Origin of the sequence: Georgenia sp. SUBG003, from assembly GCF_000715355.2 — a bacterium.
Taxonomy (GTDB): domain Bacteria; phylum Actinomycetota; class Actinomycetes; order Actinomycetales; family Actinomycetaceae; genus Georgenia.
Genome location: NZ_CP180204.1, coordinates 701579 through 726864, shown reverse-complemented (window position 1 = coordinate 726864; position 25286 = coordinate 701579). Strand labels below are relative to the sequence as shown.

The 25286-nt window shown below is 70.0% G+C and carries 23 protein-coding genes and 4 pseudogenes; 13 read left to right on the top strand and 14 right to left on the bottom strand.

The window, feature by feature from the left end; genetic code table 11:
- The first annotated feature begins 62 nt into the window (after positions 1 to 62).
- Complete coding sequence (locus DA06_RS03380; RefSeq protein ID WP_043497262.1) at positions 63 to 515, top strand: DUF488 family protein; 453 nt, start codon at positions 63 to 65, stop codon at positions 513 to 515.
- On the opposite strand, the gene DA06_RS03375 is transcribed toward DA06_RS03380, so the two are convergent.
- The 3 genes from DA06_RS03375 to DA06_RS03365 all read right to left on the bottom strand — a co-directional run bounded on the left by DA06_RS03375 (position 512) and on the right by DA06_RS03365 (position 2688).
- On the bottom strand, positions 512 to 1429 hold the full coding sequence (locus DA06_RS03375) for a hypothetical protein (protein ID WP_418606857.1): 918 nt from the start codon (positions 1427 to 1429) through the stop codon (positions 512 to 514). The two genes, DA06_RS03380 and DA06_RS03375, sit on opposite strands and share 4 nt — an antisense overlap.
- Before the next feature lie 307 nt (positions 1430 to 1736).
- Positions 1737 to 2168, bottom strand: a complete 432-nt coding sequence (locus tag DA06_RS03370; protein ID WP_052436323.1) for a hypothetical protein — start codon at positions 2166 to 2168, stop codon at positions 1737 to 1739.
- Positions 2169 to 2220: 52 nt separating this feature from the next.
- A complete protein-coding gene (locus tag DA06_RS03365) occupies positions 2221 to 2688 on the bottom strand; it encodes a hypothetical protein (RefSeq protein ID WP_418606160.1) in 468 nt (155 codons plus the stop codon).
- A gap of 368 nt (positions 2689 to 3056) precedes the next feature.
- Between DA06_RS03365 and DA06_RS03360 the strand changes: the two genes are divergently transcribed.
- Positions 3057 to 4157, top strand: coding sequence for a hypothetical protein (locus DA06_RS03360; protein ID WP_418606856.1), 1101 nt, complete (start codon positions 3057 to 3059; stop codon positions 4155 to 4157).
- A 187-nt stretch (positions 4158 to 4344) separates the two neighbouring features.
- Here DA06_RS03360 and DA06_RS03355 read toward each other — a convergent pair whose 3' ends face one another.
- A complete protein-coding gene (locus DA06_RS03355; protein WP_043497259.1) occupies positions 4345 to 4560 on the bottom strand; it encodes a hypothetical protein in 216 nt (71 codons plus the stop codon).
- A gap of 292 nt (positions 4561 to 4852) precedes the next feature.
- Between DA06_RS03355 and DA06_RS03350 the strand changes: the two genes are divergently transcribed.
- The 3 genes from DA06_RS03350 (at position 4853) to DA06_RS03340 (ending at position 6901) form a co-directional block, all read left to right on the top strand.
- Positions 4853 to 5083: a hypothetical protein gene (locus DA06_RS03350; protein WP_043497257.1), complete on the top strand. Its 231-nt coding sequence runs from the start codon at positions 4853 to 4855 to the stop codon at positions 5081 to 5083.
- A 54-nt stretch (positions 5084 to 5137) separates the two neighbouring features.
- Complete coding sequence (locus DA06_RS03345) at positions 5138 to 5890, top strand: hypothetical protein (protein ID WP_418606855.1); 753 nt, start codon at positions 5138 to 5140, stop codon at positions 5888 to 5890.
- 120 nt (positions 5891 to 6010) lie between these two features.
- Positions 6011 to 6901 (top strand): Gmad2 immunoglobulin-like domain-containing protein, encoded by an 891-nt coding sequence (locus DA06_RS03340; RefSeq protein ID WP_043497255.1) that lies wholly within the window; start codon positions 6011 to 6013, stop codon positions 6899 to 6901.
- A gap of 3 nt (positions 6902 to 6904) precedes the next feature.
- On the opposite strand, the gene DA06_RS03335 is transcribed toward DA06_RS03340, so the two are convergent.
- Entirely contained in the window at positions 6905 to 8320 is a 1416-nt protein-coding gene (locus DA06_RS03335; protein WP_043497252.1) for a sugar porter family MFS transporter, read from the bottom strand.
- Between the two features lie 155 nt (positions 8321 to 8475).
- Here DA06_RS03335 and DA06_RS03330 point away from each other — a divergent pair, with 155 nt between their 5' ends.
- From DA06_RS03330 to purM, 5 genes and pseudogenes are all read left to right on the top strand, one after another.
- Complete coding sequence (locus DA06_RS03330; RefSeq protein ID WP_418606854.1) at positions 8476 to 9030, top strand: hypothetical protein; 555 nt, start codon at positions 8476 to 8478, stop codon at positions 9028 to 9030.
- Positions 8925 to 9377: pseudogene (locus tag DA06_RS03325) on the top strand (DUF222 domain-containing protein); the annotation flags it as partial. The gene DA06_RS03330 and the pseudogene DA06_RS03325, both read left to right, overlap by 106 nt.
- An 82-nt stretch (positions 9378 to 9459) precedes the next feature.
- Positions 9460 to 10059, top strand: coding sequence for an HNH endonuclease signature motif containing protein (locus tag DA06_RS03320; RefSeq protein ID WP_052436320.1), 600 nt, complete (start codon positions 9460 to 9462; stop codon positions 10057 to 10059).
- A 188-nt stretch (positions 10060 to 10247) separates the two neighbouring features.
- A pseudogene (purF, locus tag DA06_RS03315) lies at positions 10248 to 11881 on the top strand (amidophosphoribosyltransferase).
- Positions 11878 to 13003, top strand: a pseudogene (gene purM / locus DA06_RS03310) (phosphoribosylformylglycinamidine cyclo-ligase). The pseudogenes purF and purM overlap by 4 nt, the downstream one beginning before the upstream one ends.
- A gap of 262 nt (positions 13004 to 13265) precedes the next feature.
- Here the strand turns inward: purM and DA06_RS03305 are convergent.
- The gene (locus tag DA06_RS03305) at positions 13266 to 13523 is read right to left on the bottom strand and encodes a DUF3073 domain-containing protein (RefSeq protein WP_418606272.1); all 258 of its coding nucleotides are present in this window, start codon (positions 13521 to 13523) and stop codon (positions 13266 to 13268) included.
- Between the two features lie 226 nt (positions 13524 to 13749).
- Between DA06_RS03305 and DA06_RS03300 the strand changes: the two genes are divergently transcribed.
- Positions 13750 to 13974, top strand: a complete 225-nt coding sequence (locus tag DA06_RS03300) for a MerR family transcriptional regulator (RefSeq protein WP_052436322.1) — start codon at positions 13750 to 13752, stop codon at positions 13972 to 13974.
- Between the two features lie 151 nt (positions 13975 to 14125).
- Here DA06_RS03300 and DA06_RS03295 read toward each other — a convergent pair whose 3' ends face one another.
- Together DA06_RS03295 and DA06_RS03290 are read right to left on the bottom strand one after the other, a co-directional pair.
- Entirely contained in the window at positions 14126 to 14434 is a 309-nt protein-coding gene (locus tag DA06_RS03295) for a DUF3618 domain-containing protein (protein WP_043497232.1), read from the bottom strand.
- Positions 14431 to 14895, bottom strand: coding sequence for a phage holin family protein (locus DA06_RS03290; RefSeq protein ID WP_418606853.1), 465 nt, complete (start codon positions 14893 to 14895; stop codon positions 14431 to 14433). Before DA06_RS03290 ends, DA06_RS03295 begins: the two co-directional genes overlap by 4 nt.
- Before the next feature lie 356 nt (positions 14896 to 15251).
- Here DA06_RS03290 and DA06_RS03285 point away from each other — a divergent pair, with 356 nt between their 5' ends.
- Entirely contained in the window at positions 15252 to 17627 is a 2376-nt protein-coding gene (locus DA06_RS03285) for an ExeM/NucH family extracellular endonuclease (protein ID WP_052436319.1), read from the top strand.
- A gap of 110 nt (positions 17628 to 17737) precedes the next feature.
- On the opposite strand, the gene DA06_RS03280 is transcribed toward DA06_RS03285, so the two are convergent.
- Positions 17738 to 20083 (bottom strand): ABC transporter permease, encoded by a 2346-nt coding sequence (locus DA06_RS03280; RefSeq protein WP_418606852.1) that lies wholly within the window; start codon positions 20081 to 20083, stop codon positions 17738 to 17740.
- 86 nt (positions 20084 to 20169) lie between these two features.
- Here DA06_RS03280 and DA06_RS03275 point away from each other — a divergent pair, with 86 nt between their 5' ends.
- A complete protein-coding gene (locus DA06_RS03275) occupies positions 20170 to 20346 on the top strand; it encodes a hypothetical protein (RefSeq protein ID WP_418606851.1) in 177 nt (58 codons plus the stop codon).
- A 38-nt stretch (positions 20347 to 20384) separates the two neighbouring features.
- On the opposite strand, the gene DA06_RS03270 is transcribed toward DA06_RS03275, so the two are convergent.
- From DA06_RS03270 to DA06_RS03250, 5 genes and pseudogenes are all read right to left on the bottom strand, one after another.
- Positions 20385 to 20645 carry a hypothetical protein gene (locus tag DA06_RS03270; protein WP_043497209.1) on the bottom strand — a complete coding sequence of 87 codons (261 nt, stop codon included), beginning with the start codon at positions 20643 to 20645 and terminating at the stop codon, positions 20385 to 20387.
- Positions 20646 to 20699: 54 nt separating this feature from the next.
- Positions 20700 to 21711 (bottom strand): annotated as a pseudogene (locus DA06_RS03265) (cation diffusion facilitator family transporter).
- A gap of 56 nt (positions 21712 to 21767) precedes the next feature.
- Positions 21768 to 23240 (bottom strand): aldehyde dehydrogenase family protein, encoded by a 1473-nt coding sequence (locus DA06_RS03260; RefSeq protein WP_043497207.1) that lies wholly within the window; start codon positions 23238 to 23240, stop codon positions 21768 to 21770.
- A complete protein-coding gene (locus DA06_RS03255) occupies positions 23237 to 24286 on the bottom strand; it encodes an ABC transporter ATP-binding protein (RefSeq protein ID WP_052436317.1) in 1050 nt (349 codons plus the stop codon). The genes DA06_RS03260 and DA06_RS03255 overlap by 4 nt, the downstream gene beginning before the upstream one ends.
- Positions 24283 to 25275 (bottom strand): ABC transporter ATP-binding protein, encoded by a 993-nt coding sequence (locus tag DA06_RS03250; RefSeq protein WP_052436316.1) that lies wholly within the window; start codon positions 25273 to 25275, stop codon positions 24283 to 24285. Before DA06_RS03250 ends, DA06_RS03255 begins: the two co-directional genes overlap by 4 nt.
- Between the last annotated feature and the right edge of the window lie 11 nt (positions 25276 to 25286).

Genomic DNA, 25286 nt, shown 5'->3' with positions numbered 1-25286 from the left:
TCGGCCGGGGCCGGTCCGGCAGGGGCGCAGGTGGCGATCTCCTCGTGTGGGACGATCGGGGCATGACCTGTGCCCCGGAGCGACTGATCGGCTGGGGCTACGAGGGGCGTTCGATCGACGACCTTCTCGCGCTCACCAAGGCCACCGGCGCGAAGACCGTTGCGGATGTGCGGCTCAACCCCATCTCTCGCAAGGCGGGATTCTCTAAGCGCGCTCTCAGCGCAGCTCTCGATGCTGCAGATGTTCGGTACGTGCATTTCCCCGGCCTCGGGAACCCCAAGGACAACAGGGCCGGTTTTGCCGCACCGCGGAGTTCAGAAGGAAGAGCGGCCCAGCAGCGATTTGACGCGGAGGTTCTAGGTACCGCGCGGGCACGCGACGCGCTCCGCGATCTCGTCGAGTTCTCCGCCCCAGGCCCAGTCATCGTCCTGTGTTTCGAGGCCGAGAATGAATGCTGCCACCGGAGCCTCGTAATCCGCGCCGCGATGGACCTCGAACAGCGGGCGTCTGCCTAGAACGCCAGTGCCGGATGCGGTCGCGTGTACCGTTTGGGCCAGAAGACACCCAGCACTAGGAATGATCGAGGATGCTGATGCTGGTTCCCGACAAAGAAGTATGTATCTTTGTTGGCGCCGCACATCTCATCAAGAAACTTTTCTCTGTGAAGTTTCTTGGCCTCGTCGGGCGAGTGCGACGCAAGGTTGCGACGTGCGAGCTGGCCAGACTCCCAGTCGACAATCTGCTGCTCGTGGCCACGGCATCCCGGCTCTGCGCAGAAGTATTTGTACCTCGCGATGAACGGGGTTGCCTCCAGGACCTCCCGCTCGGTGCCGAAGAGATCGACATCGATTTGCGTACTACCGCCGGGGATGTAGGCAGGATTGTCCTCGATGATCAGATCCTGGACGGAGGGCTTGATGAGCCCCAGTGACGGCGCGGCCTGACCAGCGCTCTTAGCAGCTCGGTGCAGTGCACAGGTTGTGGTTTCGCCAGCGAGGTCGCCGAGGACCTCCCACCGCCGTCGCCACGTGCCCGACTGCGAGTCAACTACCGGCCCAAGAACCATAGAGTCCAGGTTCGGCTTGAAACTCTCTTGGCGCCGATCCGTAGATCCGCGGTGGGCGAGCAACTGGACGACCTGGTACTTCTCGAACTGTCGGTGCTTCGGAAGTGCCCGGAAGCCGACTGGAAAGAACCTGACCCACTCAGGACGTGGCGTGTCGAGGCGTACGCCAGCAACACAGACCGATTCCCCGGACTTTCGCGAGATTGATGGATAGGCCTTCACAGTCACAAGCGCACTTATCACCTCCCAACCGGCTCGAGGGGTAACCGGCTGCGTGACGGCCGCCGTCAGTTTTGCTCGCTCGTCGAGCAGGGGGTAACCGAGGCCTGTGAGTGCAGTGTCCGACGCCTCGAAGGGGCTCATAGGCTGACTGTAATGCGTGGTAATCAGCAGAAGGCCAAAATCAGCGGTGCTTCCTGCACGTCGACCTGAACGCGAAGGCGTCCGCCGCCAGGCCGTTAGTTCGCCAAGTACTTCGGAAAACTCCGGCTCTTCCGTTTGTCGGGTCCTCGCCCGCATATTCACCGCAAGGGAAACTCGACCAGCAGGCCGTGAAGCCACCTACGCCTTGCGAGGCGACTTCTCGCACGAGCCGGCCGGTACGTTGGCATCTCTCGCCTAGGGAGGCGCTTGCTCGAAGAAAGTTCGTTGCGCGCGCGTGCCGCGCGGCCTACCGCGAGTACGGATGCTCGATGCTTGATGGGTCTTGCGGGCCTTCCAACCGGCCGCTGACCAGTAGCAGGTGCAGCAGCATGTTCCCCATGCGTCCGAACAGGTAGTCGTCGGTGCCCGGCGGCAAGGTCGCTACGCGAGTCTCGAAGTGGCGGATGTTGAACTGATTTCCGAGGTCTGTCAGGGCGACCATTTCAGCTTCGACGACCGCGCGCCAAGCCGGGTCGGTGATGTTGTCCAAGAGGGCCGCAACACTCGCCTTCTTGTTCGTCCGATTGTCCAGGGTCTTCAGTCTTTCGAACCCGTCCCAGAGCCGCTCGATGCCGATCTTGCGATCATTCGCGTGATGTGAAGAAAACTTTTCCATTGCTTCGGCGAGCAACTCGTCAAGTGCATCGTCACCTGTTGCCGGCGCCAGCGAGGTCATCACGCGTCGCACGACTGAGGACCCGAGCCTTCGAACCTGCCCATCTTCTCCCAACTCATACATCACTCCGCTTCGGCGCAGCATCTGGTTGACCTCGAAGCGGAACGTACGTCGTCCCCCTTTCCTGGTTGAAAGTCAGCTCATGATGGCGAAAGAACTCGTGCCACGAATCTTCCTGAGGCTCAGCCAATCGTTCGTGCGCGAACTCGAGTAAGTCAAAAATGACCTCATCTGAGACAGGCTGGTCTGGGTCCGATAGTGGCCATGGGGCACCCGGCACCATAACGCGCAAGTAAGCGGTGAACGCTTTGATATCCGTGCCGACGATCCCGTTACCGTCGTAGCACTGCTCCGGGAACGTGCGAGCGAACCAGTTCGCCGAGAGTTTGATGGAGACGAGCTGTAGCAGTCCCTGGGCGGCCACCGTGGGGAGTTGGCTTCGTTCGCGGGCAACGGGCCCATTCGCGCGTTCACTGTAGTAGAGATTTGGCACACGACCATCCTTGCGGAAAACGAGCAGCATTGAGACCAACTCGCTCGCTTCTCATGAGGGCAACCTGGTCAGCTACTGCTGCACACCGCTGGCTAACGCTGGGTGTCAACAGTGTGATCAGCGGGAAGTGACCTGGTGAACCGGCGCCTCGCAACGCCGCCGAGGAGACTGCTTGTGCAGCGGACACCGCTAGCGGGCTAGCTTGGGTGCCGAGGACGACGGCTTCGCCGGCGTCCCGACAATCTCAGGAACGTCCGACGCCCTTTATGTTGAGCACCCGAGCGCTACTCGGCGTCGACGCATTACCCCACACTTACCAGGTCACTCCGGCGCTACGCTGGTTTCGTACGAGCCCCGGGCCGACTATCGGCGCTACCGCAAGGAGGTCCTTCGGATATATGACCAAGAACCTTTCGCTGAAAGATTCATATGCCCGTTTGGAATGGGTGAATGCTCTGGTGGCTCGCCTCCGGCCAGTAGTCACTGCACTTGATTACCAAGGGCGGCGCGGTGCTCTGGTTCGCGAGCGTCGGCAGGCTCGCAACGGAGATATCCACGAGCGGTTCACGTTCGCTGAGCGAGTCGCAGTGCCGAAGGAGCTCGGTTTCATCGTCGCCGACATCGCCGTCAACGCGCGGTCGTGCCTCGACATGGCCTTCACCGAGGTGGTGGACGTTCACGAGCTCAAGATATCTCGCCCACAGTTTCCCATTTGGGATGACGTTCAGACAGTCAATCGCGATGTGCGGGCATTCTATAGAGCGCTTCCCGCCCCGTTCAGTGAGGTCATCAGGTCACTGCAGCCACAATATGAGGGGCCGTGGGGTAGGCAAGACATCCCTATCAACGAGACCGCTTTGATGGTTCGTGAGGTTGCGAACGCAAACAAGCACCGGAATCTCACCCCGATCCTACGCGTGAACCAGTCCTCAGGTTTCGTCCACGGCGACCGAGCGCTCCCAATCGAGATGGTCGACGAGTCTGACTCACTTTGGCCGCGAGACGACCACGCTGTTCTTGAGGTGCGCTACCGCGGTGATGCCGTGACACCTGAAGAGCTCGAGAACATCCGTCCCGTCTCCAACGTCAAACTGATGGTCACGGCGAGCGGCTACCGGTGGAACTGGCTTCCAAAATCCGTGGAGATCGAAGTTCCGTTGTCGGTGGCGACCTTCATTGACCGAGTGCCCCGGTTCGTCAGACATGCACTTCGTGTGCTGCAGCAGGCACACCGCCAGGTCAGCTCGCCCCGAAGAGGTCTTTTTTCTTCGACCGCGACGCAACTCTGTGATCAGCGGTTGTATTTACTCCCTCTGGCCGGAGGGACAGGCGCGAGGGGGAGCTTGCGTAGCAGCGACGGCTGTCGGCCTCCAGGGATCCTGAGGGGGCGCGCCCCAACATGCAGCGTGGGAAACGGTGCCAACTACGTTGACACTTTTCGCTTACATCAGGCGCAGGCCTCACACATCGGAGCGGCGGAATCAGAACGGTCGCGATGAGTGTCACCGAGCCACTTACGGTGGCGTCTCACAGGTCCGCTCTCGTGGGGCGGTGCACCGAGGCAAGGAGCCTCAGGCCGGCGACGACCCACCCGGAATCACCGGGCGGGGGAGTGCGGTCGACGACGCAGGCCCTCGGCGCGCCGGCGCCGAGGGCCTTGTGCGCTTCAGATGAGAGTCCCGGTGGTCAGAAGTCTCCCTTGTCCTTGTTCGGGTTCTTCGGATCCTCGGCGTTCGAGTCGTGGCCTGGCTTGTTCACGCATTGCCAGCCGTCGTCGGTCTTCTGCGCCGACTGCCCGGGCGGACAGTCGATCGGAGCGGCCGAGGCCGACGTGGCGCTGACCAGGCCCAGGGTCAGAAACGCCAGGAGCGAGGCGATGAGGGCAGAAATCTTCGTGCGCATGGGTCATGCCAATCTGCGACAGAGCGGAAATGTGGAGCGCCCATCGGTGGTGGGTTCGGTGGGCAGCCGCTGACGGCTGCTGCAGCCTTGGGCTGCCGCTGTGGCGCGCTTGCCGGGACTTCTGTGGCCCGGCGACCAGCGGTCCGACGCCGCTGATCGGAGAACCGTACAACCGGTCGCGAAGTTGGACAACGACGTCCGTTGCCCCTCTGCGGCACCGGTCGGACTCGTCGGCATCTCGCCGGTCGGGTTCCCGAGTGGCGATCACGACCATCCTGCTTGACGCTGAGGCATGGCTAAGCACACGTTGACGGTAGAGCTCGAGGCCGAGGTCACCGACGAGGCAGCTCTGGTGGACTTCGTCCGGTCGGAGACGCCGGAGGGATCCCTCTCGCCGGACGACATCCGGGAGGAGGACCGCGCGGCCTCGTCCGTTGTCGCGGGCGTGTCCAAGGTGCTCAAGGACCTGTCGGTCCCGGGGCTGACCATCCACGAGCCGAAGGTCACCGCCCGGGACGCCTGATCCCGGAAATCACGCGCCACGGGCCGCGACTCGCCCGGCGCTACGCTCAGGAGCGTGGAAGGCTTCTGGGAGTTCGTCGGCTCGTTCTGGTGGCTGATCTTTCCGCTGGGCGGCGTCATCGGCGGCGGCATCAAGGGTCTGCAGGAGTGGGACGAGCGGCGCCGTCGGGACAAGATCGAACTAGCCCGCATCAAGTACGGCCAGACGAACCAGGCCCAGCCGCCGGCTCCCCAGCCCACGCGTTTCGGCAAGGTCACCGACGCCGACGTGCAGCGCCTGCTCGCCGAGCACGACGAGGTGAAGCGTCGCTGGCTCTCGTACGAGCTCGACGTCGCCAAGCTGATCGACTACCCGATGATGAGCGACATGCGTGAGCCGCTGACGGTGGAGTTCCACCGGGCGAGGCGCAACGCTGACGGGCTGCGGCCCGCGAACCCGAAGGAGCTGAAGGACCCCGACCGGTTCGTCGGCTACCGCACCGCGGTGCAGGACCTCGCGGTCGCCTTCGACGTCGCGGAGCGCGAGGCCCGGCGTCGCCGCACGTCGGACTTCGCCGACAACGAGCGGGCGGTCCTGGCGCGGGCCAAGCAGCTGATCGCACTGGCCGAGGACCGCGGCGCGTCCCGCGAGGAGCGGCAGACCGCCTACCGCCGTGCCATGCACGAGCTCGAGGGCCTCATCGTCGTTCCCGACGAGGCGACCGACGCGCTCGAGCAGCGCATCGCCGGCCAGCTGCCCGAGGCGCCGCGGCCACGGCGTGACACCGAGAACGGGGATCCGGGCGGTCGGGATACGCAGCGCGCCTGACGCGCCGGCCGTGAGGCTCCCGCCCCTCGCGTGACCAGATAGAGACCCGGGAAGGATGCGCCTGGTGCGACACTCGGATCGACGGCGCAACGCGGCGTCGTCGGTGTCGAGGAGGCCGTCATGCAGCTGTCCCGCCCGCGGTCCGTGCTGGTCCTCTCGGCGGCAGGTGCCCTGCTGCTCGTGGCCGCCTGCGGCAGCGACGCCCGACCGACGCCGACGGCGGAGCCGGGCCCGACGACCTCCGCCCCGCCGGCCGTCGAGCCGGAGACCTCGACGGCCGCCCCACCGACCGAGGGTCCGTCCACCGACGGCTCCGAGGTCCCCGTCTACTACCTGGTCGACACGCGTGCGGGGGTCAGACTGGCCCGGGAGCTGCGCGACGTCGGCGGCGACCCGCTCGTCGGCGCCGTCGAGGCGATGATCGACGGACCCACGGACCCCGACTACACCACCACCTGGAACCCGGCGACGGACGTCCTGTCGGTCGAGCGGTCGGACGCCGCGATCACCGTCGACCTCTCCGAGGACGCGCGCACCGCGAACGCGGGCTCGGAGGCTGCGGCGATGATGGTCCAGCAGCTCGTGCACACCGTCACCGGCGCGGCGGACGAGGACACCCCGGTGCGGCTGCTCATCGAGGGGGAGCCCGCCGGAGAGCTGTGGGGCGTGCTGACCTGGGACGAGCCGGTCGCCCCTGGCGACCCCTCGGACGTCCGCGTGCTCGTGCAGATCGACACCCCGGCAGAGGGCGCCGAGGTCACCTCACCGGTCACCGTGCGGGGAGAGGCGAACGCCTTCGAGGCCAACGTCCCCTGGCGCGTCCTCACCCCCGACGGCGGCGAGGTGACGACCGGCTTCACCATGACGACCGAGGGCCAGGCCTTCGCGCCGTTCACCTTCGAGGTCGAGCTCGACCCGGGCACGTACGTCGTCGAGATCTCCGAGGACGATCCGTCCGGCGGGCAGGGCGGCATCCCTATGACGGACACGCGCACGTTCACCGTGCCGTGAGCCTCAGGCCATGTCCTCCAGCTGGCGCCCCTTCGTCTCCGGCACGAACCGCAGGACGAACAGGAACGAGAGCAGCGCGAACGTGGTGTAGAACCCGTACGCGAAGGACAGGCCGATCTCGGCCATCTTGGGGAACGTCGTCGAGATCGCGAAGTTCGCGAGCCACTGGGCGGCCGCGGCCAGCCCGAGCGCGGTCCCGCGGATGCGGTTGTTGAACATCTCGCCGAGCAGGACCCACACCGCCGGCCCCCACGACATGCCGAAGAAGACGACGAAGCCGTTGGCGGCGAGCAGGGCGATCACGCCCTGGGTGTCGCCGAGCACCGGTTCCAGCACGCCGTCGGCGTTCTCGACCAGGTCCGCAGTCCCGAACACGACGGCGAGCACCCCGAGGGTGAGAAACATGCCGGCGGAGCCGATGAGCAGCAGCTTGCGCCGGCCGATGCGGTCGATGAGCGCGATCGCGACGATGGTGACGACGATGTTGGTCACCGACGTGATGACTGTCTGCGTGAGCGCGTCGGCCTCCGTGAACCCCACCGACTGCCACAACGAGGAGGAGTAGTAGAAGATCACGTTGATGCCCACGAACTGCTGGAAGACGGACAGGGCGATCCCGATCCACACGATGGGCAGGAGACCGCCGCCCGGCTTCCGCAGGTCGGCGAACGTGGTGCGCCGCTCCTCCCTGAGGGTCTGCCGGATCTCGTGGATGCGCTCGCGGACGCCGGTGGTCAGGACCTGGCTGAGCACCGCGTGCGCCTCGTCGTGCCGCCCCTTCGCTACCAGGTAGCGCGGTGACTCCGGGATCTGCAGCGCCAGCACGCCGTACGCCACCGCGGGGATGAGCTCGGTCCAGAACATCCAGCGCCACGCCTCCTGGCCGAACCACAGCGGCTCCGCCGCCCCGCCGGCCACGCCGGCGAGGAACGCGTCGGAGAGCAGGGCGATGAAGATGCCCGTGACGATCGCGAGCTGCTGGAGCGACCCGAGCCTGCCCCGGATGCTCGCCGGCGAGATCTCCGCGATGTAGGCCGGTGCGATCACCGAGGCGGCTCCGACCCCCAGGCCACCCACCACCCGCCAGAGGATCAGGTCCCAGGGGCCGAACGCGAGCCCGGACCCGAGAGCGCTGACGGTGAACAGGACGGCGGCGAGCACCATCACCCGGATGCGTCCCCACCGGTCCGCCAGCCGCCCGGCGAGGTAAGCGCCCGCGATGCACCCGAGCAGGGCCGAGGAGACGACGAAGCCGGTCAGGCCCGCGCCCATCCCGAACTGCTCGCGGACGGCCACGACGGTTCCGTTGATCACCGCGGTGTCGAACCCGAAGAGGAAGCCGCCGAGCGCGGCGACGACGGCCAGCAGCACCACGCGGCCGGTGTTGAACTCCTCGCGGACGGTCGTCTGGTCGGTCACGGCAGGCCTCCTCGCTGCACGGACGATGATGTGGTCTATCACGGAAGCGCGCCGGTCGCGCGCCGAGAGCCCGCCGCGACGTCGCGCCCAGCGAGGTCGCACGGCGAGGCCGGCGCCGCCGCGCGGGCCGGGAAGCTGCTCGTTACCGTGGCCGGGTGCGCCGTCGAGAAGCCGAACCTCGCCGCGTCCGGCAGCGTTTCGCCGGCAGCATCACCGGCCTCGGCACCCGCGAGGGCACCCGCGCCGTCGTCGGGCACTGGCCCGTCTCGCCGTTCGGCCCTTTCGCGGACGTCATGGTCGAGCGCGCCGACGGCCACCGTCTGCTCCTCGCCCCGGACGACGACGTCGCCGAGTTCGTCTCCGCCACCTACGTCTTCGACGAGGTCGTCACCACGCCCGTCGACGTCGTGGTCGACGGCGACCGGCGGGCCGTCCGTGCCGGCCCGCTCGACCTGTGGTTCGTCGTCGGCGGGCGGACCGCGCTGGGGCACCTGCTGCGAGCGGTGCCCGGCCCGCTGGCCGAGAGCCCCGGCTGGGCCCGCCTGACCGACCCCGGCGCGGCGACGACGTCCGCGCAACGGCGCGTTCACGGCGCGCGGGGGCGGTGGTGGAGGTCGAGGCGCGTCTGGGCACGACGTTGCACGCGGCCGAACGGAAGGTGGCGCTGGCGGCGGCGCTGGCCGACTTCCCGGTGGTCGCGGACGCGCTGAACGTCGGGGCCGTGGACGTGCGCAAGGCTGAGGTCCTGTGCTTCGAGGAGCCGGGACTGAGCGGGGACGAACGGCGAACGGTGCTGGGCGGCCTGGTCCCGGAGGCGCAGTGGCTGACGGTGCCGCAGCTGCGCGAGCGGATGCGGGCCGCGGCCCAGCGTGCGAACGTCGCGGCGGCGCGACGCCGGCACGAGAAGGAGGTCGCCGCCCGGCGGGTGTGTTTCGAGGCGGGCTCGGAGTCGATGACGTGGGTCACCGCGTATCTGCGGGCCGACCACGCCGAGGCGGTGCGCGCGGTGGTCGACGCACTGGCGGACGGGGCGAAGGGCCCGGGGGACGCCCGCACGACGGATCAGCGGCGGGCCGACGCGTTCGCGGACGTGTTCACCGCGATGCTCGACCGGGGGCTCGGACCCGCACGGCAGGCCGTTGCCGCGCCGGCACGGGCGGCGGGCGGCGCTGCAGGTGACGGTGGCGGCCGGGACCCTGCTGGGGCTGGACGAGGAGCCGGCGGTGCTGGGTGGGTACGGCCCGGTCCCGGCCTGGCTGGCGCGCGAGCTCGCCCAGGACGCGACGTGGCGGGGGCTGTTCACCGACGCCGCGACGGGGGAGTTCGTCGCGCTGGGGACCCAGGCGTACCGGCCCGGGGCGGACCTGACGCGCACGGTGCTGGCCCGGGACGTCACGTGCACGTTCCCGGGGTGCCGGACGCCGGCGCCCCGCTGCGAGATCGACCACATTCCCGGGTACGACGCGGCGCTGGCCGAGGTGGTCGAGCAGACCCGGGCGCAGGACCTGCACACCGCGTGCCACACCCATCACGACGGCAAGTCGCACGGAATCTGGACGGTGGCCCGGGACCCGGGCACCGGGATCACGACCTGGACGGCGCCCACGGGGCACACCTACAGACGCCCGCCCGTACGGCCGCCCGGGCCGCCGCCCACAAGGAACACTCCCGCCGCCACGCCGGGGCCCGGAGGCCATCACTCCGGACCCGAGAACTGTGACGACCCGCCACCGTTCTGACCGCCGGACCGCAACTGGCGGTGGAGTGGTCGACGTCGCTCGGGCTGCTGAGGTCCGGACCGAGTGGAGGTGGATCGCGTGGTCTGCTGGACGGGCGCCGTTCAGCGGTCGTTCCTGGCGTCCCACCGCGCCTGCGCTCCCGCGGACGGCCGCGCCGAAGCCTCCGTCGGGTGTGCGACCATGGGCCGGTGGCACGCGGAGACGGACGGCTTTCCCACGAACTCCTGCCGGGCGAGAAGGGGCCGCAGGACGAGTGCGGCGTCTTCGGGGTCTGGGCCCCCGGCGAGGACGTCGCCCGCCTGACGTACTTCGGCATCTACGCCCTTCAGCACCGTGGCCAGGAGTCGGCGGGCATCGCCACCTCGAACGGTCAGCAGATCCTCGTCTACAAGGACATGGGCCTGGTCTCCCAGGTCTTCGACGACCAGGCTCTCGAGCCCCTCAAGGGCCACATCGCCGTCGGCCACACCCGCTACTCCACCACCGGCGCGTCCGCGTGGGAGAACGCCCAGCCGACCCTTGGGCCCACGGCCTCCGGCACCGTCGCGCTCGGGCACAACGGGAACCTCACGAACACCCGTGAGCTCATGGCGCTGGTCCAGGAGCGGTTCGGCAAGGACCTGCGCGGCGAGCTCGGGCGCGGCTCCTCGACCGACACCGCCGTCATCACCGCCCTGCTCGGCGGCACCAGCACGAACGGCAACCGCCTCGAGGACGTCGCCATGGACGTCCTGCCGCTCCTCGAGGGCGCCTTCTCCCTGGCGTTCATGGACGAGCACACGCTCTACGCCGCACGGGACGCCCACGGCGTGCGGCCCCTCGTCCTCGGGCGGCTGGAGCGCGGCTGGGCCGTCGCGTCCGAGACCGCCGCCCTCGACATCGTCGGCGCCTCCCTGGTGCGCGAGGTCGAACCGGGCGAGCTGATCATCATCGACGCGACGGGCTGCGCTCGCGCCACTTCGCCGAGCCGACGCCGCACGGCTGCGTCTTCGAGTACGTCTACCTCGCCCGCCCGGACACCAAGATTGCCGGCGTCCCGGTCAACGCGGCCCGCACCGAGATGGGCCGCGTGCTCGCGCGCGAGACGCCGGTCGAGGCCGACCTCGTCATCCCGACGCCGGAGTCGGGCACCCCTGCCGCCATCGGGTACGCCCAGGAGTCCGGCATCCCGTTCGCCCAGGGCCTGGTGAAGAACTCCTACGTGGGCCGGACGTTCATCCAGCCCACCGACACGATCCGGCAGCTCGGCATCCGTCTGAAGCTCAACCCGTTGCGCGAGGTCATCGCAGGCAAGCGCCTCGTGGTCGTCGACGACTCCATCGTCCGCGGCAACACCCAGCGCGCGCTCGTGCGGATGCTCCGCGAGGCCGGGGCCGCCGAGGTGCACGTGCGGATCTCCTCCCCGCCGGTGAAGTGGCCCTGCTTCTACGGCATCGACTTCGCCACCCGGGCGGAGCTGATCGCGAACGGCCTCACCACCGACGAGATCCGCGAGAACCTGGGCGCCGACTCCCTCGGCTACATCTCTCTGGACGGCATGGTCGCCGCCACCACGCTCCCGCAGCAGCGGCTGTGCACGGCGTGCTTCACCGGCGACTACCCGATCCGCATCCGTGGCGGGGCGACGGTGTCCGGAGCGGACGCCCCGAGCATCCCCGACGCCGGCGACGAGCCGGTCGCCGGGCCGGAGACGCCCGGCGTCCCGGTCGAGGCGACCACCGGGGCCGCGCCTGCCGGCGTCGCCGCCTCCGCGGCGGTGCCGTCCACCGCCGACCGACGCACCGCCCACCACTCCACGACCCCGACCGGAGCAGCACAGTGACCCAGACCCCCGACCAGTCGATCACCTACGCCGCGGCGGGTGTGGACGACCGAGGCCGGGGACCGTGCGGTCGAGCTGATGAAGGAGGCCGTGCGCGGGACGCACAGCTCCGCCGTCGTCGGTGGACTCGGCGGCTTCGCCGGCATGGTCGACGCCTCCGCCCTGAAGGACTACCGCCGGCCCCTGCTGGCCACCTCCACCGACGGCGTGGGCACCAAGGTCGCCATCGCGCAGGCCATGGACGTCCACGACACCATCGGGCACGACCTGGTCGGCATGGTCGTCGACGACATCGTCGTCGTGGGCGCCCGCCCGCTGCTGATGACGGACTACATCGCCACCGGCAAGGTCGTTCCCGAGCGCGTCGCCGACATCGTGCGAGGGATCGCCGAGGCGTGCTCCATCGTCGGAGCTCCGCTGCTGGGCGGCGAGACCGCCGAGCACCCCGGCCTCCTCGCGAAGGACGAGTACGACGTCGCCGGAGCCGCCACCGGCGTCGTCGAGGCCGACGCCGTCCTCGGGCCCGACCGCGTAGCTGCCGGCGACGTGCTGGTCGCCATGGCGGCCTCGGGGCTGCACTCCAACGGCTACTCGCTGGTCCGCCGTGTGCTGGAGGTGGCGGGCTGGTCCCTCGACCGCCACGTGGCCGAGCTGGGTCGCACGGTGGGGGAGGAGCTGCTCGAGCCGACCCGCCTGTACACGCCGGCCTGCCTGGACCTCGTCGACGACGACGCCGTCGACATCCACGCCTTCACCCACGTGACCGGCGGGGGGCTCGCCGCCAACCTGGCCCGGGTGCTGCCCAAGGGCCTCGTCGCCGACGTCGACCGCTCCAGCTGGACCGTGCCGCCGGTCTTCGAGATGGTCCGCACCCTCGGGCAGGTGCCGTGGTCGGACCTGCAGGGCACGCTCAACCTCGGCGTGGGCATGGTCGCCGTCGTCCCGGCGGACGCCGCGGACGCCACGCTCGCGGCCGTGCGGGCCCGCGGGATCGACTCCTGGGTGCTCGGCAGCGTGACCGAGGACGACGGCGCACCCGGCCCGGACGGCGAGGCCGTCCGCGGGACCAAGGGGGTCGACGGCGGAGCCGTCCGTCTGCTCGGTTCCTACCGGACGTCCTGACGCAGCGCCGCCGTGCCGACGCTGACGGCTGGCGGGTCGTGTGCCCGCCGACGGCCCGGACCGGAGACCCGGGCGCGCACGGGCGCCGCGTCAAGGAGCGCCGAGTGCCGTACGCACGTGAGTGGCGAGCCGACTGGGCGGCGCCCGGGTGTGCCGGCAGCGCTCCGCCGTGCCGTCAGGGCATGACGGCACGGCGGAAGATCGCACCCATCAGCGGAAATGACATGCACATCCCACCAGCCACCGTGGCCGGCGCGACGGATCAGCGGGTCGAACGAATGTCGTCCCAGTCATCCGTGGCAGGGGGGATCTGGTCGTCGTAGTCGTCTCCGTCTACGTCGTCAGTACGCGACGTGAGCTCTCGCTCGAGAGCCCGGTAGTCGGTCTCGGGGCTGAAGTACTTCAGCTTTCGAGCGACCTTCGTCTGCTTGGCCTTTTGACGGCCGCGCCCCATGGCGTCGACCCCCTCCAATAGAACCGGGGCAGGCACCGTGCGGTGCGGCCCCGTGTGTGTGGTCATCTGTTCGTGCGCCCACGGTACATGGTCGGGAGCCTTCACAGCCATTCCGTACCACGTACGACGCTGTGTCAAGCGTCTCCCCCGGTCGGCGCCTTAAGCCGCATACGTCCAGATTGTCGGGACCATCGGCCCGGGTTCCGCGGCCTTCCCGGTGGTTGTCTTGCAACAAGGACGTCGCAGGACGCGTAGCGCGGGTTGTGCCGCATCTCGAGGAGGACTCATGGCGATGACAGAGAGGGCCGCTGAACAGCTGTTGACGCCGTCGGAGGTGGCGGCCAAGTTCCGGGTCGACCCGAAGACGGTCACCCGGTGGGCGAACGCCGGCAAGCTCTCGTCGATCCGCACGCTCGGCGGGCACCGGCGCTTCCGCCGGGAGGAGGTCGACGAGCTCCTCGCGGCCAGCGGAAACCTCGAGCACGGCGACCACCACGGGCACGCGGCGGCCAGCTGAAGGTCGGGCACGGCGCGGTCCTCGCCCGGGACCCGGCCGCCTGGCGCTGGAAACGGAAGACGGCTCGGACGTCCGCAAACTGACCATGCGGACGGCCGAGCCGCTCCAGTGTCTGAACGGCCGCTCCACCGTCGTGAGCGCCGCCCCGGGGTCAGCGCCTTCGCAGCCTGAGCAGGATCGCGACGCCCGCCGTCGCGAGGCCCGCGGCGAGGACGCCGAGGGTCTTCGCGTCGCCGGCGACGACGTCGTCCTTGAAGCCCTTCGCACGCGCGGTGGCGGCGTTCGCCGCGGCGCGGGCGCTCTCCTTGGCGGCGTCGACCTGCGCCCGCGGGTCCAGGCGGTCGCTCAGCTCGTTGACGGTGTTCGTCAGGTCCAGCCGGGTCTTGGCGAGGTCCGCCTCGATCTCCGCCGGGGTGCGCTTCCGTGCGGCCCCGTTGTGCTCCCTCGCGCCCTCGCTCACTTCTGGATCCCCTTCTTCACCGCGTCCACGTCCTCCTTGAAGCCTTCCTGGGGTTTCGGCGCGAACTCCTTCGAGGCGTCGATCTTCTTCTTGCCCAGCATCGCGGCGATGCCGGCGATGATCATGAGGACCACGCCGACGATGAGCGCGGAGAGCCACGCGGGCAGGACGGTGGCGAGGCCGAGCACCGCCGCCGCGAGGAGCACCCCGCCGCCGTAGAACGCGACGAGCGCGGCGGCGCCCAGGAACCCGGCGCCGGCGCCCAGGCGCTTGCCCTTCTCGGCGAGCTGGGCCTGGGCGAGCTGGAGCTCGTCGCGCACGAGGGTCGAGAACTGCGTGGACAGCGAGGCCACGAGCTCGCCGAGGGTGCGGCCCTTGCCGGGGCCTGGGACCCGCGTCGTCTCGACGACGGGCGTGGTGGTGCTGACGGGCGTGGTGGTGCTGTCGGCGGCAGTGCTCACCGCGATCGCCTCCTCATGGCGCCTCTGCGCCTCGTACGACTGACGGGCAACGGCCCGGGTCCGGACCATGATCGCGGTCCTCACCCTGACGTGCACGTTCAGGCCCAAGAGTGCCACGTCCCGGAGCGGCTGGTGCGCAGGCGGGCCTGCAGGCGACCCGGGCGAGTGAACGGTGCGTGAACTTCGCGTGGTTTCGTCGCCCCATGTCGGTGGGACCTGTGATGATGACCCCGCCATGACGACGACGTCTGGCGGAAACTGCCGTCCGGGATCCAGACCTGGCCGGTGAAGCGGAACACCCAGGAGGTTCGGTCGTGAGTTCGTCACCCCGTCGTACGAGAGCCAGGAAGACGGAGGTGACGGCAGCGGCCGTCGGCGCCGTCGTGCTGGCCCCACTGGTCGGCGTCCTGCCGGCGCACGCCGTCACGAGCGACGTCCCCGTCGTCATCAGCGAGATCCACTACGACAACGACGGCACCGACGCGGGCGAGGCCGTCGAGATCCAGGCACCTGCCGGCACGGACCTGACGGGCTGGCAGGTCGTCCTCTACAACGGCAGCAACGGCGCGACCTACGGCACCACCACGCTCGCCGGCCCGGTGCCGGAGTCCGGCGTCGTCGTCCGGAGCTATCCGGCGAACGGCCTTCAGAACGGCTCGCCGGACGGCATCGCTCTCGTCGACCCCACGGGCGCCGTCGTCGAGTTCCTCTCCTACGAGGGCACCCTGGCCGCCGTCGGCGGGCCGGCGGACGGGATGACGAGCACCGACGTCGGCGTGGAGGAGACCTCGGGGACGCCGGTGGGCCACTCCCTGCAGCGGGTGGACGGCGCCTGGACCGGCCCGGCAGCCAGTTCCTTCGGCACGGTCAACGGCGGCGACCCCGGCGACCCGGGTGACCCCGGTGAGCCGGAGGACACCTGCGGCGACGGCGCGGATCCCGTCGCGCTCGTCTCCGACATCCAGGGCTCCGGCGCGACGTTCGACCCTTCCTGCGCCGGCGAGCAGACCGTCGAGGCGGTCGTCACCGCCGTGGCGCCCGGCCTGTCGGGCTTCTACGTCCAGGAGGAGGCCGCGGACAGCGACGGCGACGCCGCCACCTCCGAGGGCATCTTCGTCTACTCCCGCACGGTCCCGGCGGGCGTCGAGGTCGGGAAGGTCGTCCGCGTGACCGGGACGGTCGGTGAGTACACCACCTCGGGCAGCTCCCAGACCCAGCTCACCAGCCCGAGCGTGGAGGTGCTCGGCGACGCCGAGGCCATCGCGCCGGCCGCGGTCACGTTCCCCGTCGAGACGCCGGAGATGCTCGAGCAGTTCGAGGGCATGCTGGTCGAGCTGGCCGACACCCTGGTCATCAGCGAGTACTTCAACTACGACCGCTTCGGCGAGGTGGTGCTGGCCAAGCCGCTCGAGGGGCAGGACCGGCTGCACACCCCGACCGCCGTCGTCGAGCCCGGGGCGGCGGCCCAGGAGCTGCTCGCCGAGTACGACCGCCGCGTCATCACGCTGGACGACGCCGTGAGCGCCCAGAACCCCGAGACGGTGCCGCACCCCGGCAACGGCGAGCCCTTCAGCGCCGAGAACACCTTCCGCGGCGGTGACACGGTCACCGGCGTCCGGGGCGTCGTCGACAACAGCCACGGCGTCTACCGCATCCAGCCGACGGCCTACGGCGAGTACACCGCGGCGAACCCGCGGCCGGACGCGCCCGAGGTCGGCGGCCGGGTCCAGGTGGCCAGCTTCAACGTCCTCAACTACTTCCTCACCCTCGACGAGGGGCAGGCGGTGTGCGGCGCCGAGCAGAACATGGACTGCCGGGGCGCGAGCTCGGCGGAGGAGCTCGAGCGCCAGCGCGAGAAGACCGTCAGCGCCATCGCCGAGCTCGACGCCGACGTCGTCGGCCTCATGGAGATGGAGAACACGCCCGGTGTCGAGCCGGCCGCCGACCTCGCCGCAGGCCTGAACGACCTGCTCGGCAAGGGCACGTACGACTTCATCGACACGGGTGTGGTCGGGACCGACGCCATCCGGCTCGGCTTCCTGTACCAGCCGCGCGAGGTCCAGCCGGTCGGCGACTTCGCGGTGCTGGACTCGTCGGTCGACCCGGCGTTCGACGACACCAAGAACCGTCCGATGCTCACCCAGACGTTCCGGGAGATCGGCACCGGCGAGGTGTTCACCGTGTCGATCAACCACCTCAAGTCCAAGGGTTCCGCCTGCGCCGGCGACCCGGACACCGGCGACGGCCAGGGCAACTGCAACCTCACCCGGACGGCGGCCGCCGAGGCGATCGCCGACTTCCTCGCCGGTGACCCCACCGGGAGCGGGGACCCCGACCACCTGGTGATCGGTGACCTCAACTCCTACGACCTCGAGGACCCGATCGCTGCTCTCCAGGCCGCCGGCTACACCGACCTGGTGCGGCAGTTCGGTGGCGAGGAGGCCTACGGGTACGTCTTCGACGGCATGGTCGGCTACCTCGACCACGCTCTGTCGAACGAGTCGCTCACCTCGCAGGTGACGGGCACGGCGGAGTGGCACATCAACGCCGACGAGCCCGACATCCTCGACTACAACCTGGACTTCGGCCGGTCGGCGGACTACTGGACGGGCGACGCCTACCGCTCGTCCGACCACGACCCGGTTCTCATCGGGCTGGACCTGTCCGGCAAGCCGGGCAACCGCCCCGGCCAGTCCTACGAGCAGGGACGTCCCGCCCACGCCGGGCGCTGACACCGGCCTGCCCTGGCTGACCGGTTCGGCCACCCGTCAACGGTGAGGATTCGATCGCCCCAGGGCGGCGGATCCTCACCGTTGGCGTCTCTGACGGCGGGAGCGGCGCGCTACTCGTGGGTGACCGCGTCGAGGACCGGGAGGTACGCGGCCCGGGTCGCCGGCCACAGCGCGGCCAGCACCCCGACGACGCCGGAGAGCAGGACCATCGCGCCGAGCAGGTCCCAGGGGATCGCGAGCTCGGTCAGCCCCTGGTCGGCGAAGACGCTCGGGAGGGCGGACGCCAGGCCGACGCCGACCAGCACGCCCAGGATGGTGCCGAAGACGGCGGTGAGCACCGACTCGACCGTGATCGTCGCGGCCAGCTGCAGCCGCCCCAGCCCCACGGCGCGCATGAGGCCGATCTCCCGCGTCCGCTCGATGACCGCCAGCGCCAGGGTGTTGACGATGCCGAGCACCGCGATGATGACGCTCAGCCCCAGCAGGGCGTAGAGGATCACCATCGCCTGGTCCACCTGCTCGGCCAGTGCGCCGGTGAGCTCCTCGGCGTCCTGGACGGTCAGCACGACGTACGGCTTCACCGTCTCGTCGAGCGCCGCGCGCAGGTCGTCGACCGGCACCCCGGCGGCCGCGTCGACGAGGACGGCGAGCACGGACGTCTGCCCGTCGGGGACCGCGGTGGCGAACGTGCCCTCGTCCATGATCACCGGCGCGGCCAGCAGCTGGGAGGCGACGACCGCGGCGATCCGGGCCTCCCGTGGTCCGTCGGGGCCCGTGACCGTGAGCCGGTCGCCCACGACCCAGCCCTGCTCGACGGCGGACGTCCGGCTCACGGCGACGTCGCCGTCGGCCAGGGGGGCCAGGGAGCCGTCGACCACGTCGACCTCGATCGTCTCGCCGACCGCGTCGGACGGCAGGCCGACGACGCGGTAGGAGTCGTCGGTGCCGTCGGGGCCCGTCACCGGGGCGCGGCCGACGGTGACGGTGTCCACCCGGCCCACCTGGTCCAGCCCCTCGATCTGCGTGACGGCACCGGGTGGGACGGAGCGGGTGGCCGACTGCACCCAGAAGTCCGCACGGGACTCGGACCGGACGATGGAGGTGGTGGAGGCCTGCGCGGACTCGGCGAGCACCGCGCACGCCCCGACGAGGGCCATCCCGATCATGAGCGCCCCGGCGGTGCTGGCGGTGCGGCGCGGGTTGCGCATGACGTTGCCGCGGGCGAGGCGGCCCACCGGACGCAGCAGCAGGACGAACGGCCACGCCAGCACCCGCACCACGGCGCGCGCGATGACGGGCGAGACCGCCAGGGCCCCCAGGAGGACCGCACCGGCGCCGACCCCGAGCCAGGTGCCGGCCCGCTCCGTGCCCTCCTGCACGGAGTTCACGACGGCGGCGATCCCGCCGACCAGGAGGACCGCGCCGACGGCGGCCCGCAGGTGCAGCGTGCGCTCGACGACCACCACGTCGTCACGCATGGCCTCCACCGGCGGGGTGGTCGCCGCCCGGCGAGCCGGGATCGCGGCGGCCACGAGCGAGATCCCGGTGCCGAGCGCCACCGCTGCCACCGCCTGTGCCGGGGCGATGACCACCTGCCCGCCCAGCTCCATGCCCATGCGCGTCAGCCAGGCCCGGACGACGGCGATGAGGCCGATCCCGCCCGCGATGCCCGCCGCCGAGCCCACCAGCCCCACGACGGCGGCCTGGCCGAGCACCGTGACCATGACCTGGCCGGGCGAGGCCCCGACGGCCCGGAGCAGCGCGAACTCGCGCTGGCGCTGGCGCACCGACATGGCGAACGTGTTGCTGATGATGAACGCCCCGACGAACAGGGAGATGAGCGCGAAGACGAGGAGGAAGGTCCCCAGGAAGCCGAGCAGCTGGTTGATCGCCTCGTTGGCCTCCTGCCGCACCTCCTCGCCCGTGACGACTCCGGCTTCGTCCTGGCCGGCGAGGGCGTCCTCGATGTCGGCCGCCACGGCGTCGGGGTCGGCCCCGTCCTCGAGGAAGACCGCGATGGACGGCACCCGACCGTCGGGGGCGAAGGCGGCCTCGCCGGTGGCGGCGTCGACCAGCACGAGCGTGGTGCCGACCATCGGGTTGCCGTAGGTGACCTCGCCGACCACCGTCACGTCGGTCAGCTCCCCGGCGCCGATCACCACCTGCGTGCGGTCGCCGATGTCGAGACCGGAGGTCTCCATCGCCGTCGTCTCCAGGGCGATCTCCCCGGAGTTCCGCGGAGCGTGACCCCGCAGCAGGGTCCCCGAGGGATCGTTCTCACGCAGCGCGCTGCCCAGCGAGGGGGCCTGGCCGTTGACCACCGCCTGCCCGTCCGCGCCGATGAGCACCACGGTGCCGAGCAGGTCCGGCACGGCCTGGTCCACGCCGTCGACCGGGCGGATCTTCTCGACCAGGTCCAGCGGCACGGGGGCACGCTGGGGCCCGAGCGTCTCCACCCGCGAGCCCTCGGTCTGCCCCGGCGGCCGGGTCGGCTCGGCCGGCGGAGGAACGTCGGTCGGCACGCCCGGCGGCCCCGGCCGCGATGATGGCCGCCCGGACCGCGGCGACGCAGCTGGGCTACCTGCTGGGCGCCGTCGCGGGCGGGCTCCTCATCGCGGTGGCGGGCTACGCGTCGCTCGGCCTGGTGCTGGGTGGCGTCATGCTGATCTCGGGGGCGCTGGCGCTCGGCGTGCGCCAGACGCCCACGGCCACAGGGTGACCGCTGCCCGACCCGGGGCCCACGTGCGTCGTGCCACCTCAGGCTCGGGCGGCGTACCTGGCCGGGCTTGCGTCGAAGCGCGGACCGCAGCCGGCGCAGCACAGCCAGTACCGCCGGCCCTCGAAGTCGCGGAAGAGGCCGGCCGCCTCGGCGTCCCGCTTGACCACCATGCTTCCCGGCATCACAGGGCACTCGGCGACGTCGTCACCGATGGCCGCCGGAGCGGTGGCAAGAAGGTCCTCCCGGCCGTTCGGCGCCGGGGCGTGGCAGCAGCTGGAAGAGGTCGAGTCGTATGTCACGGTTCTGCTCCTTCTCGAGGTCCGCTCGTGGCGGCGTTGCGGTTGGGGGCGTGATCAGCTGTGGAAGACCGGTTCATGCTGCCGGTGTCCAAGGGGTTCGATCTGCAGCGTGCTGTGGTCGATGTCGAAGTGTCCGGTGAGGCAGCGGTTGAGCGCATCCAACGTCGCGCACTCCAGAGCCGGGTCGAGCTCGTCAGCATCGATCACGATGTGCGCCGAGAGCGCGGGCATTCCGCTGGTGATGGTCCAGGCGTGCAGGTCGTGGACGGCCACGACGCCCGGCACCTCGAGCAGGTGGGACCGAACGCCCGCGAGATCGACGTTCCTCGGAGTCGCTTCCATCAGTACCTCGATCACGTCCCGCAGCAGCGAGAATGCGCGAGGGAGGATCATGACCCCGATGGCGAAGGACGCCAACGCGTCGGCACGCCACCATCCCGTGGTCGCGATGAGGACGGCCGCGACGACGACCGCGACAGACCCGAGCAGATCACCGAGCACCTCGAGATACGCCCCCCCGCATGTTGAGGCTCTCTCCGCGACCTCGCGCGAGGATCAGCAACGAGACCGCGTTCGCGACCGCTCCGACGACCGCGACCCAGAGCATGACGCCGCTGTCCACCTCCGGCTCCTCGCCCCAGCGGACGAACGCCTCCTTGATGACCAGGGCACCCACGACCAGAAGGATCACCGCGTTCGCCAGCGCTGCGAGGATCTCCGCGCGCAGCCAGCCGAACGTGCGGGTCTCGGTCGTGGGCCGGTTCGCGAGGGTGGCCGCGATCAGCGCGACGGCGATCCCGCACGCGTCCGTCAGCATGTGCCCGGCGTCCGCGAGGAGGGCGAGCGAGCCTGAGATCCACGCGCCGACGGCCTGCGCCACCATGACGGACGCAGTGATCATGAGGACGAGAGCGAGCCGCTTCCTGTGACGTCCGGTCGCGGTCAACCCGTGACCGTGGCCGTGACCGTGGCCATGGCTGTGTCCCTTGCTCGAACTCGTGCCCGGTCTCTTCCGGTGGGGGTGAGGGTCGCCGAGGTTCTCGCGGCCGTGTGCGTGTGCGTGCATTGTCTGCTCCGGTGGTCCCTGTCGGCGGTTGTCGGTGTGTGCGCGCGTCCGCTCGGTCAGCCGTGCAGCCGGATCGCGACGACCTTCGGGGCGGTCAGCTCCCGAATGGCGGCTGCCACGCCCTCGCGCCCGATCCCCGAACGCTTGAACCCGCCGAACGGCATGGCGTCGATGCGGAAGTCCGAGCTCTCGTTGATCATGACGGCGCCGACCCTGAGTCCGCTCGCGACCCTGAGGGCCTCGGTGACGTCGGACGTGAAGACGCCGGCCTGCAGTCCGGTCTCCACCGCGTTCGCCGATGCCACGGCTGACGCGACGTCCGAGAACTCGTCCAGCAGAACGACGGGACCGAACACTTCCTGGGTGCGAACGCTCGCGCTCGCCGGCACGTCGGTCAGCACCGCGGGAGTGACGAACGAACCGGTGCGCACGCCCCCGGTATGGAGCGTCGCCCCGAGTGCCACCGCCTCTGCGACAGCTCCCTCGACGCGCCGGGCCGCGTCCTCCGAGATCAACGGCCCGACATCCGTCCGCGGATCCCTCTTGCCGCCCACCACCAGAGCCGCGGCACCGGCGACCACGCGAGCGAGAACGTCTTCGTAGAGGCCCTCGGCCACGAGGACACGCTGCACCGAGAGGCAGTTCTGGCCCGCGACCCCGAACGCACCGGAAACCACCGCACCGGCGACCTGATCGGGGTCGGCGTCCGCACAGACGATGAGGGCGTTGTTGCCACCCAGCTCCATGAGCAGCTTCCGCGCCGGCCCCCCTGCAGCGATCTTGTCCGCCGTCGTCGGACCTCCCGTGAACGAGAGAACGTCGATACGGCGGTCGGCGACGAGCGCTGGACCCGCCGCACCGCCCGCGACGACCGCGAGGTACTCGCCCGGCACACCGCACTCCAGCAGCAGCTCGACCAACGCGTAAGCCGTCAACGGCGTGGACTCGGCAGGCTTGAGGACGACGGCGTTGCCCGCCACGAGCGCCGGCCCCAGCTTGTGCGCGACGAGGTTGAGCGGATCGTTGAAGGGCGTGATCGCGGCAACTACCCCGAGTGGCTCCCGTGTGCACCAACCCTGCCATCCGTCGCCACGAGGGCTGTCGTCGAAGGCAACCGTCTGTCCGCTCAGCTCCGAGACGGACCGGGCGGAGAGCCTCAGAGTCTCCTCGGCGCGCGCAACCTCCCGGCGAGATTCCGCCACGGTCTTGCAGCCTTCCGCGGAGATGAGCTCGACGAAGCGCTCCGTCGACTCCCGAAGTCGGTCGGCAGCAGCCTCGAGCGCCTCACGACGCCGCCACAGCGGCCACGGCGTGCTCTGCCAGCGCTCTGCCACGTACCCCACGGCACGGTCGACCTCCGCGACGGTCGCGTCCATCACCGTCCCGACGAAGGAACCGTCCTCCGGGTCGGTGACGACGACGCTGCGCTCTCCCTCCTGCCACCGTCCTTCCCAGTACCCGCCACCCGGAGGGGACCAGACCGGGGTCAGAATGCCCTCCTGAGCTGTCCTGTCAGCGATCGTGGTCATCCCATCTCTCCTGCGTCGCACCGGAGGAGCTCTCGTGCCTCGGTCCAGCGATGGCAGCGGACCTCGTGCCCGTCGGCGACCTCGACCAGCTCAGGTTGCTCGGTGCGGCACCGTTGGTCGGCGAGCGGGCACCGTGTGCTGAAACGGCAACCGGAGGGTGGGTGGATCGGCGAGGGAGGCTCACCGGTCGCAACCACTGCGGGATCGTGGACGGAGCTGTCCGAGGCGGCGGCCTCGAGCAGCGCGATCGTGTAGGGGTGCATCGCGCCGGTGAAGAGGGCCTCGCTCTCGGCGACCTCGACGATCTGGCCCAGGTACATCACCGCGACGCGATCACAGAGGAACCGCACCACGCGCAGGTCGTGCGAGATCATGATCAGCGTCAGCTCTCGCTCCCTGCGGAGCTTGCTGATGAGGTTGAGCACCCTGGCCTGGACCGAGGCGTCCAGGGCGGAAGTAGGCTCGTCGCAGACGAGGATCTTCGGATCGAGCAGCAGAGCGCGCGCTATGCCGACACGCTGGAGCTGCCCACCGGAACACTCGCTGGGGTAGCGGTCGAGGTAGGTCGCGTCGAGCCCCACCTCGTCAAGTCTCTCGGCGACTCGCGCACGCCGGTCCTGGGGCTCGCAGATCCGGTGCTGCGCCAGGACCGCTGTGAGACTCTCCCCGATGGTCATCCGCGGATCCATTGCCGCGTGCGGATCCTGGAAGACGAGCTGGGCCGCGCGGCGCAGCCTGCGCCGCTCCGCCGCGTCCAGACGCGTGACGTCCCTGCCGTCGACCTCGACGGTGCCGCTGGTCGTGGCGAGAAGACGCAGGATGACCCGCGCCAGGGTGCTCTTGCCCGACCCGGACTCACCCACGAGGCCCAGGGCCTCGCCCGATCCGACGGTCAGCGTCACGCCGTCGACCGAGTGCACGTGCTCTGCCCGGCCGAGCAACGACCGCCGCGGGACCCGGAAGTACTTCACCGCGTTCTTGAGGACGACCATGTTGCGGGTGCGCCCTTCCTCGGGCGCCGTCACGGTGTGCTCGAGCGTGCTCATGCCGATCGCCTCGTCTCGAGCGTGACCCAGCACCGTGAGGCCCGACCGGGACCGCACGCATGAAGGCCTGGTTCCTCCGACTCGCACACGTGCTGCAGGTGCTCCTGCTCCGCGACGTGACATCGCGCGCGGAACCGGCACCCAGAGGTGACGGCGCGCGCCGAGCTGACGTCCCCCGGGATCACGAACAGGGAACCGTCAGCCTCCCGAGCCAGCCTCGAGCACCTGATGAGCGCCTGCGTGTACGGGTGCTGCGGGGCCCGGAGGATCTGCTCCGTCGTCCCTGTCTCCACGATGCGACCGGCGTACAGCACGGCGATCCTGTCAGCTATCGCCGACACCACTCCGAGGTCGTGAGAGATGAAGAGGACGGACATGCCGAGCTCGGCGCGTTTGGCCGCGATGAGGCGCAGGATCTGGACCTCGACGGTCACGTCCAGGGCGGTCGTGGGCTCGTCGGCGATCAGGAGCTCCGGCTGGCCGGCGAGCGCCATGGCGATCATGACCCGCTGAGCGATGCCACCGGAGAGCTGATGGGCGTACGAGCGCGCCCTCCGCTCGGGCTCCGCGATGCCGACGTCGTGCAGGAGCTCGACGACCCTGCTCTGCGCCTTGGAGCGGCTCATGCCGAGGTAGCGCTGCAGGGGCTCGGCCACCTGACTGGCAACCGTCGCCGTCGGGTCGAGCATGCGCTTGGGCTGCTGGAACAGCATGCTGATCCGGCCTCCTCGTACCCGGTTCATCTGCCTGTCCGACGCTCGAAGGACGTCGATGTCCTCGAACCGGACGGCGGACGCGCTCATCCGGGCACCGTGCGGCAGGAGACGCATGGTCGACATGGCCGTCATGCTCTTGCCCGAGCCGGACTCACCCACCAGTGCGAGCACCTCGCCCTGCACCATGCTCAACGAGATCGAGTCGAGGACCGGTGGCGCGTCCTTCGCCCCGAAAGCGACCGTCAGATCCTCGATCTCCAGCTGTGCGGTCATGATTCCTCCCT

Bases quoted from the DNA above. Each gene is read 5' to 3' on its own strand.
- DA06_RS03380 (WP_043497262.1), top strand. From the start codon at position 63: ATGACCTGTGCCCCGGAGCGACTGATCGGCTGGGGCTACGAGGGGCGT.
- DA06_RS03375 (WP_418606857.1), bottom strand. From the start codon at position 1,429: ATGAGCCCCTTCGAGGCGTCGGACACTGCACTCACAGGCCTCGGTTAC.
- DA06_RS03365 (WP_418606160.1), bottom strand. From the start codon at position 2,688: ATGCTGCTCGTTTTCCGCAAGGATGGTCGTGTGCCAAATCTCTACTAC.
- DA06_RS03360 (WP_418606856.1), top strand. From the start codon at position 3,057: ATGACCAAGAACCTTTCGCTGAAAGATTCATATGCCCGTTTGGAATGG.
- DA06_RS03355 (WP_043497259.1), bottom strand. From the start codon at position 4,560: ATGCGCACGAAGATTTCTGCCCTCATCGCCTCGCTCCTGGCGTTTCTG.
- DA06_RS03350 (WP_043497257.1), top strand. From the start codon at position 4,853: ATGGCTAAGCACACGTTGACGGTAGAGCTCGAGGCCGAGGTCACCGAC.
- DA06_RS03340 (WP_043497255.1), top strand. From the start codon at position 6,011: ATGCAGCTGTCCCGCCCGCGGTCCGTGCTGGTCCTCTCGGCGGCAGGT.
- DA06_RS03305 (WP_418606272.1), bottom strand. From the start codon at position 13,523: ATGACCACACACACGGGGCCGCACCGCACGGTGCCTGCCCCGGTTCTA.
- DA06_RS03300 (WP_052436322.1), top strand. From the start codon at position 13,750: ATGACAGAGAGGGCCGCTGAACAGCTGTTGACGCCGTCGGAGGTGGCG.
- DA06_RS03275 (WP_418606851.1), top strand. From the start codon at position 20,170: ATGATGGCCGCCCGGACCGCGGCGACGCAGCTGGGCTACCTGCTGGGC.
- DA06_RS03260 (WP_043497207.1), bottom strand. From the start codon at position 23,240: ATGACCACGATCGCTGACAGGACAGCTCAGGAGGGCATTCTGACCCCG.
- DA06_RS03255 (WP_052436317.1), bottom strand. From the start codon at position 24,286: ATGAGCACGCTCGAGCACACCGTGACGGCGCCCGAGGAAGGGCGCACC.
- DA06_RS03250 (WP_052436316.1), bottom strand. From the start codon at position 25,275: ATGACCGCACAGCTGGAGATCGAGGATCTGACGGTCGCTTTCGGGGCG.